Here is an 11,975-nt window from a genome sequence, read left to right as displayed (position 1 = left end):
CCGCCGGTGTGACGGCGGCGGTTCCGGGTACCCGTCGGGCACGGCCCCTTCCCTCCACGGGGCCGTGCCCGACGGCGAGGAGGAAGCGGATGACCGTCAGCGGTGAGCGGTCGCTGTGGCTGGACCGGCCCGCACCGGCGGAGTTCCCGGAGCTGGCCGGAGAGCAGCGGTTCGACGTGGCCGTGCTCGGGGCCGGCATCACCGGCCTCACCACGGCGCTGCTGGCCAAGCGCCAGGGCGCCCGGGTCGCGGTGCTGGAGTCCGGCCGGGTCGCCCGCGGCGCCACCGGGAACAACACCGCGAAGGCCACGGCACTGCAGTCGATCGTCTACTCGACCCTCGAGCGGCGGCACGGGCCGCGGACCGCGGCCGCCTACGCGAGCGGCAACCTGGCCGCGGTGGAGACGATCGCCCGGCTGGCCGCCGAGGAGGGGATCGACTGCGACCTGGAGCGCAGGCCCGCCACGACCGTGGCCAGGAACGGCGAGGAACGGACCCTGGTCGAGCGGGAGGCGAGGACCGCGGCGGACGCCGGGCTGCCCGTGGAGCTCACCGACCGCGCCGACCTGCCGTTTCCCGTCGAGGCCGCCGTCCGCCTCGCCGACCAGATCGCCCTGCACCCGGCCCGCTACGCCGCCGGGCTGGCGGCGGCCGTCGACGGTGACGGCTGCCGCGTGTTCGAGGGCAGCCGCGTGCACTCGGTCTCCGCGACCGCCCCGTGGCGGGTCGGCACCCCCGGTGGCACGGTCGTCGCCGACGCGGTGGTCGTGGCCACCCACTACCCGCTGCTCGACCGCGGGCTGTTCTTCGCCCGCCTCGAACCGGAGCGCTCCTACTGCGTCGCCGCGCGGATCCGGGGCGAGCCTCCCGGCGACATGGCGATCACGCCCGGACCGCCGAAACGCTCGGTGTCACGCCACGGCGACCTCCTCATCGTCGGCGGCGAGAGCCACCCCGCCGGCGCGCGGGACGTCGGCGCGGAGCGCTTCGAGCGGCTGGAGGCGTTCGCCCGCGAGCACTGGGACGTCACCGAGATCACGCACCGCTGGTCGGCGCAGGACCCGTCCGGGTACGACGCGCTGCCCATGATCGGCAGCTACCTTCCGGGACACCCGACGCTGCTGGTGGCCACCGGTTTCGCCAAGTGGGGCCTCACCGGCGGCACGATGGCCGCGACCGTGCTCGCCGACCGGCTGGCCGGCCGGGACAACCCGCTGGCTCCGCACTTCTCCCCGCAGCGGGTGTCGCCCCGGTCGCTGCCGTCGCTCGCGCGGATGAACGCGAAGGTCGGCACCGACCTGGTGGGCGACCGGCTGACCCCGGCGGACGCCGGATCCGCCGCGGACGTGCCGCGGGGGCAGGCGCGCACCGTCCGCGACGGGCTCGGCAAGAAGGGCGTCTACCGCGACGAGGACGGCGAGCTGCACGCCGTCTCGCTGCGCTGCACCCACCTCGGCTGCCTGCTGCGGTTCAACGGTGCCGAACGCAGCTGGGACTGCCCGTGCCACGGCTCGCGGTTCGACGTCGACGGCGCCGTCCTGGAGGGACCCGCCGTGCGGCCGCTGGAGCGCCGCGACCCCTGACCGGCCGCGGGCGGCTCAGGGCCTGCCCGCCTTCGGCGCGGGGGCGGGCACGGCGAGCACCCGCCCGGTGCGGGCGGCGAACAGGTCCCCCATCGACTCGAGCCCGCGCCAGTCGGCCACCATCAGGAACAGCGTCCTGCCGTCCGGCCCGCCGAGCATGCAGGCGAAGCACGGCGTGTCGAGGTCGATGCGGTCGAGGATCTCGCCGCCCTCGCGCACGCGCTGGCAGACGGCCCCGCCGTCGGCCATGTCCGAGCACCACACGGCGCCGTCGGCGTCGAGGCAGATGCCGTCGCCGCCGACCCCGGCCCACACCCGGCGACGGGACAGCCCGCCGTCGGGGCCGATGTCGAAGGCGGTGAGCTTCTGGGCGAAGGACTCGGCCACGATCAGCGTCGAGTTGTCCGGGGTGACCACCATGCCGTTGGGGAACGCGACGTCCTCGGCGACTCGCCGCACCGTGCCGCCCGGGGTGACGAGCGCGATCGAGCCCGGGCGGAACTCCTCCGCGCCGAAGCTGAAGCCGATGTCGTTGACGTAGACGTTGCCGCGCCCGTCGACGACCAGTTCGTTCCAGTGCGCGCCGAGCCCGCTGAGGTCGGCGTACGGCTTCAGTGCCCCGTCCGGCTCCCTGACCAGCAGGTTCTCCTCGCCGGTGACGAGCAGGCGGCCGTCGGGCAACCAGTCGATCGAGTACCCGACCGGCTTCGGGGCCGTCGCGATCACCTCCGGCTCGCCGCCCGGGCCGAGCGCGACGATCTCCTGCGCGCCCCAGTTCGCGAACCACAGCCGGTCCTCGTGCCAGCGCGGCGACTCGCCGACGCCCAGCCCGGTCAGCACCTCACGCGGCTCGGTCATGTGTTCCTCCTTCGTCGGGTGTCCTCACTCCCCGAACGAACAGAACCGGGCCGGATCGACAGCGCCCGCCCGGACGCGAGGAGGTTTTTTCTCGCGCGTCCGGGCCGCGGCCATCGTGTGCTGGTCAGGCGTCGACCTTGGCCGGCAGGCCGAAGTTCTCCTCGGGCACCGGCCGCTTGCGGCCCGCGCCGGTGCGGGCGTGGGTCGCGTACAGCGTGAGGCCGACGAAGGTCAGCCCGCCGACGAGGTTGCCCACCACGGTCGGGATCTCGTTCCACAGGAGGTAGTCGGCGACGGAGAAGTCGCCGCCGAGCATCAGGCCGGACGGGAACAGGAACATGTTGACCACGGAGTGCTCGAAGCCCATGTAGAAGAACACCAGGATCGGCATCCACATGGCGATCACCTTGCCGGACACCGACGTCGACATCATCGCGGCGACCACCCCGGTGGACACCATCCAGTTGCACAGCACGCCCCGGATGAACAGCGTCAGCAGCCCGGCCGCGCCGTGGTCGGCGTAGCCCACGGTCCGCGACGCGCCGATCTCGCCGAGCTTCTGGCCGATCTCGTCCGGCTCCACGGAGAAACCGAACGTGACGATCACGGCCATCATCAGCGCGACGGTGAGCGCCCCGGCGAAGTTGCCGACGAACACCAGACCCCAGTTGCGCAGGACCGTCCGCAACGTGACCCCCGGCCTGCGGTCGATCCACGCCAGCGGGACCAGCGTGAACACGCCGGTGAGCAGGTCGAAGCCGAGCAGGTAGAGCATGCAGAAACCGACCGGGAACAGCAGCGCCCCGACCAGTGGCTGCCCGGTCTGCACGGTGACCGTCACGGCGAACGCCGCGGCCAGGGCGAGGATCGCCCCCGCCATGTACGCGCGGATCACGGTGTCGCGGGTCGACATGAAGACCTTCGACTCACCCGCGTCGACCATCTTGCCGACGAACTCCGGCGGGTTCAGGTAGGACATACCGTCGCTCCTAGGTAGGGGGCCACTGCCGTGTGCTGCGGGCAGCCGCCGCGATCCTCGGCACGGGATGTTTCCTCCCGGTGACGGGCCGGAGAGCAGCACGTCACGAGGTCCGCACCGCCGTCCCGGCCCGGCGGCGGCACACGTTGCCTCCGCGTCACATCGGTGCCACGAACCCGGCGTCGCGTGACCTGCCCGTGAAGATCGGGTGTCGGCGGGCGGGATCCATGGCTCCCGGCGCGCCGGGCCGACAGCCTGGGGTCATCCTGCCGACCCGAGAAGGAGTGACACCGTGGACCCGATCCTCAGCAAGTCCGCCGCCGCCGACCTGGTCGTCGCCGCCCGGCTCCGCCGCGGCCTGTCCTGGTCCGACCTCGCCGGGGAGATCGGAGCTCCCGTCGTGTGGACGACCGCGGCGCTGCTCGGCCAGCACCCGATGACAGCCGAACAGGCCGAACGGGTGTGCCGGATGCTCGGCCTGGACGAGACGGTGGCGGAGAGCCTGCGCAGGCAACCCACCCGGGGCACCGATCCGGCGCTGCTGTCCGACCCCACGATCTACCGTTTCGCCGAGGCCCTCGCCGTGTACGGGCCCGCGCTCAAGGAACTCATCCACGAGGAGTTCGGCGACGGCATCATGAGCGCCATCAACTTCCGGGTCGGCTTCGCCCGCCGCCCCGACCCCGACGGTGACCGGGTCGTGGTCACCTTCGACGGCAAGTTTCTCGACTACCGATGGTGACGACCCGGGCGGCGCCGCCGGGGCCGGCGTCCGTGCGGTGCGCTACGGGCAGTTCGTCACGGTGTCACCAGGATCGGCGAAACACTCGTCGACCCCCGGCCCGCCACCGGCTCGGTCGTTGCCGCGCACCCCGCCGACGTGGTCGATCGTGTCGGCGCCACGACCGCCGCCGGTGATCCGGTCAGGGCCCCCGCCGCCGAGGAGCAGGTCGGGCCCCGCGCCCCGTCGGGCGAGTCGGCAGCGGCGGCGCCCTCCAGGGTGTCGCGTCCCTGCCCGCCGATCAGCGTGTCCCGGGCCGCCCTGGAGGTGACCGAGAACGGTGTCACGAAAGAAAACTTTGTGTCCGAAAAGGACACCTGTGGTGACGATGCGTGTTCCCCTTACGCCCGGTCGAGCGATGAAACTAGCGCGCTACCCGGGTAGCGTCGTGGGTGAGCCGAGGGGGTCACATGACCGAGACGTTGGTTCCCGGTGTCGCCGAACAGGGTTTGCTGCGCCGGGCTGAGGAGTTCGCCGCTCAGGTGGCGCGCTACCAAGCGTTGTTGCTGGAGACGCTGGCGGAGTATCGCCGGTTGCGGGGCCGGGCGCGGGATGTGCCGCAGGAGGTGGCGCTGGTGCTGGCGGTGACCGAGCGGGTCGCCGCCCGGCAGCTCGATCTCGCTGACGCGCTGGTGACCCGCCTGCCGGAGACCTTCGCTGCTCTGGCCCGGGGTGAGATCGACGCGGACAAGGCCGCCAAGGTGCACGAGCCCACCGCGTGCCTGACCGACGAACAAGCCCGCGAGGTGGACGCCCGCATGGCGGAGAAGCTGGCGGGCAAGAACCCGCCGAACCTGCGCGCCGCCGTGCAGCGGCAGGTCCACCGGGTCGACCCCGAGGGCGCCGCGCTGCGGGCCTGGCGTCGGCGGGCTGAGCGGCGGGTGGAGCTGGTGCACGGTGAGGACGGGATGGCGACCCTGGTGGCGGATCTGCCGGTGGAGGTGGCCAGCAGCATCTACGCCCGCCTCGACCACGCCGCGCGCAAACTCCGCAGCGCCGGAGAAACCCGCACCCTGGATCAGCTACGCGCCGACGTGCTGGCCGACACCCTGCTCACCGGCGCCGGGTTGCCCGCGGGCCCGAAAGCCGACATCCACGTCTACGTCGACCTCACCACCCTGGCCGGGCTCAACGCTGAGCCCGCCGAGCTGGCCGGGCACGGCCCCATCCCCGCCTGGCTCGCCTACCAGATCGCCCACCAACCCGACAGCACCTGGCGGCGCATCATCACCGACCCCGCCACCGGCACCCCCGTCGACGCAGGCCGCCAACGCTACCGCCCCCCAGCCGTCACCGACGACTTCGTGCGCGTACGCGACCGCGAATGCCGCCACCCCGGCTGCCGCCGCCCCGCCCAGTTCGGCGACCTCGACCACGCCCACCCCCACGCCCAACACGGCACCACCGACACCACCAACCTGGTCGGCTACTGCCGCCGCCACCACCGCACCAAACACACCCCCACCTGGCACCACCACTTGTGCCCCCACACCGGACAACTCACCCTCACCACCCCCACCGGAGCGACCTTCACCAGCAACCCCGAACCCCTCCACGAACCCCGCACCTGACCAACCGCCGTGTCCGCGATCTGTGCACCCGTGTCCGCCGCCTGCGCACGCGTGTCCGCGATCTGTGCACGCGTGTCCGCATCGCACGACGCAGACACACGTACACAAGTCGCGGACACGGACAGCCGTCACCGACCCGCACGCGCGAACCACACAGCCCGCACCAACCGACAACACCACCCGCACCGCGACCGGACACACTGACCGTGAACCACCACCCAGGCAGGCCCACCACCGCGCCGCACACAGCACCCACCGCCCCAACACAGCACTCCCGTGCCCCCACGCAACACCCGCACACCCGAACGCAGTACCGAGCGCAGGACTGGCGTCCTCGAACGCGGAACTGGCGCGGCGCGACACCCACCGCCCCGAGCGCCGCGGTCACCGACCGCACGACGAACCGACACCAGCCACGCGGCACACACCCAGCGACACACCGCTCGCCCGCCCGGCCGTGACACCCACCGAGCTCCGCACCAAGCCGCTACCGCCAACCGCCGCACCCCCACCCCAACGCACCACTCGCCCCGCGAACACCTCACCCGCCCGGCCGTGACACACCACGGCACAGTCCGCTCCCCACCCGCGCCGCCTTCCGCCCCAGCACGGCACCGGTCTTCTGGCGCCCGCACGCGGTGCTCCGGTGGTGTCCACACGGCGCGGAACGCGCGTCGCCGAGCGAGACGTTCGGCGGCCTGGGCGCGACGGTCGGCGGCGTGGATGCGGCACTCGCTGTCCCGAACGCGGCACGCGCGCGCAGGAGCGCGGCGCTCGCCCGTCGGCAGGAGCGAGGCACGCGCGTGGCGGCCGCGGCAGGAACGCGGGCCCGGTGATGCGGGCCGGGCACCGGAGCCGGGCTCACGCCGCGGTACGTAACGCCGAGGGTCCCCGGTTCGAACCCACCCTCACACGTGCCGTCCGCCGACGGGAGGACAGGGTGGTCGAGAACTGGTCCGAGGGCCTGGTGATGCTGGGGACCGGGACGGCCGGGACGACCGTCGCCGTCACCAGGGAGGAGCACCACCAGGACGTGCTCGCCCGCTACCCCGTCGCACCGGGCGGGCAGCGGCACGTCGCCGTCGAGCTGGGCTGGTGCGTCATCGGCTCGGGCAAGTACCGCGGCGAGCACGCCATCGAGGTCCGGCTCGACAGCGCCCGCGTGGGCGAGCTGACCTACGCGATGTCGCAGCGGTACGGCCCGCTCGTCGCGCACGTCGCGGCACAGGGTGGCCGTCCCGGATGCGAGGCGGTGATCCGCGAGGGCAACCGCGGGCTGGAGATGGTGCTGCGCCTGCCCCGCGACCCCGCGAGCGCCGTCCCCGGCCCGCCGCCGTACGCCACCGCCCCCATGGCGGCGCTACCGCCCGCACCGGCGCCACGGCGCGGGATCCTCTCCCGTCGTCCACTGTGGATAGCGGCGGCCGTCGTCCTTCTCGTCGTCTTCTTCGCCGCGATCGTGAGCCCCGACGAACCGACCACCACCGGCGACACCGACGGCGAGCCGGACCGCGAGGTCATCGTCGCCACCGCCACCACCACCCCGTCGCCGACCACACCCCGCACGACACCCACGACCGCGAGTGTGGCCACGAAGCCGTCCGCGCCCACGACACCCCGGCGCTCCGAACCCGAGCCACAACCGCAACCGAAGCCACAGCCACAGCCCGAGCCCCAGCCGGAACCGCGGCCCGCACCCGGCCCGGAGTGCGACCCGAACTACACCGGATGCGTTCCCGTGGCCTCCGACGTCGACTGCGCGGGTGGCAGCGGCAACGGCCCGGCCTACGTGGCCGGCCCCGTGCGCGTGGTCGGCAGCGACATCTATCGCCTGGACCACGACAACGACGGCACCGCCTGCGAGTGACGCGCCGCCGCCCGCCCCGCGCACGGCGGCGCACAACGAACCGACCACGACAGGCGCCGCAACACGGCGTCGGCGATCTCCCCCAGCGCGCTCCCCCACAACACCCAGCCACCCACACACAGCGGCGCAGAAACCGACGTCACCACGGCAGGCGCCCCAACACGGCGTCAGCGCACTCCCCTAGCCCTCCCTCCACAGCGTCCAACCACCCGCGCACAGCGACACACAACCGAACCGACCACGACAGGCGCCGCAACACGGCGTCGGCGATCTCCCCCAGCGCGCTCGCCCACAGCACCCCAGCCACCCACGCACAGCGGCGGCGCACAACCGGCGTCACCACGACAGACGCCGCAACACAGCGTCAGCGCACTCCCCCCAGCACGCTCACCCACAGCACCCCAGCCACCCACGCACAGCGGCGCCGAAACCGGAGTCACCGCGGCAGGCGCCGCAACACGGCGTCGGCGATCTCCCCCAGGGCGTCCAGTTGCTCGGCGGTCAGCGCGTCGGCCACGTACCGCCGCACGGCCTCGTCGTGGCACCGCTTCGCCTCGGCCGCGAGCTCGCGGCCGTGCTCGGTGATCCGCACGACCGCGCCCCGGTTGTCCTCGGCGCACTCGCACCGGACGACCAGCCCGCGCTGCTCCATCCGGCGCAGCTGGTGAGACAGCCTGCTCTTCTCCCACTCCAGCCCGCAGCGCAGCGTCAGCGCCCGCACGCCGTCGCCATCCGGGGACTCGGCGAGGGCCGTGAGGATCTCGAAGTCGGCCTCGGACAACCCCGTCCGCGCCGCCAGCTCGCGGCCGAGCCGCCCGGCGAGCAGCACCCGCATCCGCTGGTACCTCGCCCAGACCGCCGCCTGGTGCTCGGAGAGTTCGGACAGTCCGGAGGTGCCCACGGTCCCAGTCTACCCACGTAGGTTGATGCATCAACCAAATCGGGCTAGGGTCGAGGCTGACGTATCAACCTCAGGGCCCAGCAGTGGCTTCACGGACCCTGCGACCGCATCGCCGGGAGGCGAACGATGACCGACTACGGCCACGACCCGCTGTTCGGCGCCTTCATCACCCCCTCCGTGCAGCCGGCGCGGCACGCGGTGGACCTCGCGATCGCCGCCGACCGGGAGGGCCTCGACCTCGTCACGTTCCAGGACCACCCGTACCAGCCGCGGTTCCACGACACCTGGACGCTGCTGTCCTACGTGGCCGCCCGCACCGAGCGGGTGCGCCTTGCGGGCAACGTGCTCAACCTCCCGCTCCGGCAGCCCGCCGTCCTCGCACGCAGCGCCGCCAGCCTCGACCTGCTCAGCGGCGGACGAGTGGAGCTGGGCATCGGCGCGGGTGGCTTCTGGGACGCGATCGAGGCCATGGGCGGCACCCGGCTGTCCCCCGCCGACAGCGTGGTCGCGCTCGAGGAGGCCATCACGATCATCCGCTCGATCTGGGCGGCAGGCGAGCGGGGCGGGGCGCGCGCCGGCGGCCGGTTCCACCAGGTACGCGGCGCCAAACGGGGTCCCGCGCCCGCGCACGACATCGGCGTCTGGGTGGGCGCGTACAAGCCGAGGATGCTGGAGCTGACCGGGCGGCTCGCCGACGGCTGGCTGCCGTCCCTGTCCTACCTCCCCGGAGGCTTCGCCGACCTGCCCGAGCTCAACGCGCGCATCGACGGCGCGGCACACGAGGCGGGCCGCGCGCCCTCCGCCGTGCGGCGCCTGCTCAACGTCGCCGGGGAGTTCGGCGGAGCGAGCCACTCACCGCTGCACGGGCCACCCGGCCGGTGGGCGGAGGAGCTGGCCTGGCTCACGCTGGAGCACGGGGTCAGCGGCTTCGTCCTGGCCACCGACGACCCGGCGGCCCTCCGGACCTTCGCGGCGGAGGTCGCCCCGGCCGTCCGGGAGCGTGTCGCGGCCGGGCGCGCGGCGGAAGGGAACGGTCCCGCGGACTGAGCCCGCGGCACGCCCGCGAGGCGAGACACCGATTTCAGCGGTTGGCCACCCTCGGCCCACCACGACGACACCGCGACGCCACTCCTCCCGCGCAGGCTCGCCGCATGACCCGACCCCGCCTGGCCGCGCTCGCCGCCGCCGTCCTGCTGCCGCTCACCACGCTGCCGCTCACCACCGCCCCGGCCACCGCCGTGCCCGACGGCACCTCACCGTCGCGGGCCCCGCTCACCCTCGCCGTCCTCGGCGACACGCCGTACGGCGCCGAGCAGGTCGAGGACTTCCCGAACCTGGTCCGCGCCGTCAACCGCGCCGCCGGGGTACGCCAGGTCCTGCACCTCGGCGACATCAAAAACGGCGGGAGCGTCTGTGACGACGCCTACTTCCAGCGGATCGCGGGCGACTTCGAGCGCTTCCTCGACCCGGTGCTGTACACGCCGGGCGACAACGAGTGGACCGACTGCCACCGCGCGAGCAATGGCGGCTACGACCCGCTGGAGCGGCTGGACGCCCTGCGCTCGGTGTTCTTCGCCGAGCCGGGTTCCGCGCTCGGCGTCCGGCCGATGCGAGTCGCGACCCAGGCCGGGGATCCCGCGCACGAGACGTTCGTCGAGAACGTCCGCTGGACGGCCGCGGACACCGTCTTCGCCACCGTGCACGCCGTCGGCTCCCACAACGGGCTCGCGCCGTGGTTCGGCGACGCCGAGACACCCGGGCAGCGGGAACGCCGGGAGGCCGAGGTGCGGGCCAGGACCGCCGCCGCGCTCGCCTGGATCGACGCCGCTTTCGACACCGCCCGCTCGGCCGGCGCCCGGGGCGTGGTCCTCGCCATGCAGGCCGACACGTTCATCGGCGGGGGCGGCACCGGCTTCACCGCGATCGTGCGCCGGATCGCGGACCGGTCGCGCGCCTTCCCCGGCGAGGTGCTGCTGCTCCAGGGCGACAGCCACCGGTTCGCGGTCGACCGGCCACTGCGCGAAGGACACGCCGGGTACGGCATCACCGAACCCGTGCCCAACCTCACCCGCCTCGTGGTCGAGGGCGAGACCACCGCGGAGTGGCTGCGGCTCACCGTCGACCCCACCGCCCGCGACCTGTTCCGCTGGGAGCGGGTCACGCGGAACTGAGGTGCGTGCGCAGAGTGACCAAGCGCACGCCCTGTCGCCGCGCCCGGGCTGCTAACTTCGGCAATCGCTAGCACGAACGCGGGACGCCGTTCACTTTCCGTGATCACTCGTCCACGGCGTCCCGCGTCGCGCCCGCGATTGTGAGGTTCGCACCCATGTCCAGTGACCTGACACCGGTCATCGCGGCCACCGCCCGGTGGCTGCTGCACGCCTACCCGGCCACCGGGGGCGCCTTCAGCGCCACCCTGGCCGAGGCACAGGCACGGCAGGCCGCGATGGTCGCCGCGTGGCTGCGGTACCCGACCGAGCTCGACGCGTCACTGCTGCACGTGGTCGGCCCCGGCGGCGCCGAGCGGCTGGACTGGGTCACCGGACTCGACATGGACGACGACCTCGACGGCGAGGGCGCGTGGCGGGGCTGGGTCGACGAGGTGGTCGCCAGCTGGGCCGCGTGCCTGCTCGCCGACAGCGAGCTCGCGGCGGCCGCGGCCGCCGCGGTGCGGGGTAGCTGCCACCTCGCCGGGCTGCGGTGCGACTTCCGCCGCCTCACCGAGCCCGACCGGTACGACCGGCAGGCGGCCGCCCTGCTCCGCCACCCCGATCTGCTGGCCCCCGTCGCCGACCTGCACGCGGCCGCGCTGCGGGAGCGGCTCGGCGACGCCCCGGCCGAGGCCGCCTGAGCGCGTCCGCCCTCGACCGCTCACGAAGGCCGGGCGGGCTCGCGCAGCCACCGGACGAGCGCGGTGAACATCAGCGCCGACGTCAGCCCGCTGCCCGCGACGCGGACCCAGTGGCCCGCGACGAACTCGCGCGCGGTCTGCCGCAGGAACTCCGCCGAATGGGTGCCGACGGGGTCGACGAACATGATCTCGTTGCGTGGCCAGAACCAGACGACCGAGAAGATCAGCTCGAAGCACAGGTAGGCCGCCGCGGCGCCGAGAACGTACCAGCGGATGCGCGGGTACCGCCAGGTGAGCAGCACCGTGGCGGCACCGGTGCCGAGAATCGCCATTCCCAGTGGCGGGAAGAAGTCGGAGGGGCTGCCCGCGACCAGGAACTCCCTCGCCCGCGCCAGCGACTCCGGCGGGTCGTGGAAGATGTTGGGGTAGAGGATGAACGTCTCCCCCAGGATGGCGCCGAACGCGACGGTCGTCGCGGCGGTGAGGGCGATCAGCAGCGCGGTCACGAGTTGTCGCATGCCGTGGACGCTAGGCCGGACGGGCCCGGCGGGTCGTCCTGCCGGAGTCGTCGTCCGTTGTCGCCT

At 73.4% G+C, this 11,975-nt stretch carries 11 protein-coding genes; 7 read left to right on the top strand and 4 right to left on the bottom strand.

The window, feature by feature from the left end; all coding sequences use genetic code 11:
• The first annotated feature begins 89 nt into the window (after window positions 1-89).
• Window positions 90-1,583 (top strand): FAD-dependent oxidoreductase, encoded by a 1,494-nt coding sequence (locus B0I33_RS00515; protein ID WP_106176493.1) that lies wholly within the window; start codon window positions 90-92, stop codon window positions 1,581-1,583.
• 15 nt (window positions 1,584-1,598) lie between these two features.
• Here the strand turns inward: B0I33_RS00515 and B0I33_RS00510 are convergent, their stop codons facing one another.
• Both B0I33_RS00510 and B0I33_RS00505 read right to left on the bottom strand, forming a co-directional pair.
• Window positions 1,599-2,441: an SMP-30/gluconolactonase/LRE family protein gene (locus B0I33_RS00510; RefSeq protein ID WP_106176492.1), complete on the bottom strand. Its 843-nt coding sequence runs from the start codon at window positions 2,439-2,441 to the stop codon at window positions 1,599-1,601.
• A 124-nt stretch (window positions 2,442-2,565) separates the two neighbouring features.
• Complete coding sequence (locus B0I33_RS00505) at window positions 2,566-3,420, bottom strand: formate/nitrite transporter family protein (protein ID WP_106176491.1); 855 nt, start codon at window positions 3,418-3,420, stop codon at window positions 2,566-2,568.
• A gap of 292 nt (window positions 3,421-3,712) precedes the next feature.
• Here B0I33_RS00505 and cynS point away from each other — a divergent pair, with 292 nt between their 5' ends.
• The 3 genes from cynS (at window position 3,713) to B0I33_RS00490 (ending at window position 7,639) form a co-directional block, all read left to right on the top strand.
• Window positions 3,713-4,162, top strand: a complete 450-nt coding sequence (cynS, locus tag B0I33_RS00500) for a cyanase (protein WP_106176490.1) — start codon at window positions 3,713-3,715, stop codon at window positions 4,160-4,162.
• Between the two features lie 449 nt (window positions 4,163-4,611).
• On the top strand, window positions 4,612-5,772 hold the full coding sequence (locus tag B0I33_RS00495; RefSeq protein WP_106176489.1) for an HNH endonuclease: 1,161 nt from the start codon (window positions 4,612-4,614) through the stop codon (window positions 5,770-5,772).
• Between the two features lie 940 nt (window positions 5,773-6,712).
• Entirely contained in the window at window positions 6,713-7,639 is a 927-nt protein-coding gene (locus B0I33_RS00490) for a hypothetical protein (protein ID WP_106176488.1), read from the top strand.
• Between the two features lie 436 nt (window positions 7,640-8,075).
• On the opposite strand, the gene B0I33_RS00485 is transcribed toward B0I33_RS00490, so the two are convergent.
• Entirely contained in the window at window positions 8,076-8,540 is a 465-nt protein-coding gene (locus B0I33_RS00485; protein ID WP_106176487.1) for a MarR family winged helix-turn-helix transcriptional regulator, read from the bottom strand.
• 126 nt (window positions 8,541-8,666) lie between these two features.
• On the opposite strand from B0I33_RS00485, the gene B0I33_RS00480 reads away from it, so the two are divergent.
• From B0I33_RS00480 to B0I33_RS00470, 3 genes are all read left to right on the top strand, one after another.
• A complete protein-coding gene (locus B0I33_RS00480) occupies window positions 8,667-9,587 on the top strand; it encodes an LLM class flavin-dependent oxidoreductase (RefSeq protein ID WP_106176486.1) in 921 nt (306 codons plus the stop codon).
• 104 nt (window positions 9,588-9,691) lie between these two features.
• Window positions 9,692-10,711 carry a metallophosphoesterase family protein gene (locus B0I33_RS00475; protein ID WP_146147434.1) on the top strand — a complete coding sequence of 340 codons (1,020 nt, stop codon included), beginning with the start codon at window positions 9,692-9,694 and terminating at the stop codon, window positions 10,709-10,711.
• Between the two features lie 155 nt (window positions 10,712-10,866).
• Window positions 10,867-11,391: a hypothetical protein gene (locus B0I33_RS00470; protein WP_106176485.1), complete on the top strand. Its 525-nt coding sequence runs from the start codon at window positions 10,867-10,869 to the stop codon at window positions 11,389-11,391.
• 20 nt (window positions 11,392-11,411) lie between these two features.
• On the opposite strand, the gene B0I33_RS00465 is transcribed toward B0I33_RS00470, so the two are convergent.
• A complete protein-coding gene (locus B0I33_RS00465) occupies window positions 11,412-11,909 on the bottom strand; it encodes a DUF1772 domain-containing protein (RefSeq protein ID WP_106176484.1) in 498 nt (165 codons plus the stop codon).
• Window positions 11,910-11,975: the final 66 nt, after the last annotated feature.

The sequence above is a fragment of the Prauserella shujinwangii genome, from assembly GCF_003001955.1.
GTDB lineage: Bacteria > Actinomycetota > Actinomycetes > Mycobacteriales > Pseudonocardiaceae > Qaidamihabitans > Qaidamihabitans shujinwangii.
Note: the sequence above shows the minus strand (reverse complement) of the source record. Positions and strands in the feature narration are given on the sequence as shown.

Coding starts and splice junctions, on each gene's coding strand:
- B0I33_RS00495 (WP_106176489.1), top strand. CDS start 4,612: ATGACCGAGACGTTGGTTCCCGGTGTCGCCGAACAGGGTTTGCTGCGC.
- B0I33_RS00505 (WP_106176491.1), bottom strand. CDS start 3,420: ATGTCCTACCTGAACCCGCCGGAGTTCGTCGGCAAGATGGTCGACGCG.
- B0I33_RS00515 (WP_106176493.1), top strand. CDS start 90: ATGACCGTCAGCGGTGAGCGGTCGCTGTGGCTGGACCGGCCCGCACCG.
- B0I33_RS00475 (WP_146147434.1), top strand. CDS start 9,692: ATGACCCGACCCCGCCTGGCCGCGCTCGCCGCCGCCGTCCTGCTGCCG.
- B0I33_RS00470 (WP_106176485.1), top strand. CDS start 10,867: ATGTCCAGTGACCTGACACCGGTCATCGCGGCCACCGCCCGGTGGCTG.
- B0I33_RS00465 (WP_106176484.1), bottom strand. CDS start 11,909: ATGCGACAACTCGTGACCGCGCTGCTGATCGCCCTCACCGCCGCGACG.
- B0I33_RS00510 (WP_106176492.1), bottom strand. CDS start 2,441: ATGACCGAGCCGCGTGAGGTGCTGACCGGGCTGGGCGTCGGCGAGTCG.
- B0I33_RS00480 (WP_106176486.1), top strand. CDS start 8,667: ATGACCGACTACGGCCACGACCCGCTGTTCGGCGCCTTCATCACCCCC.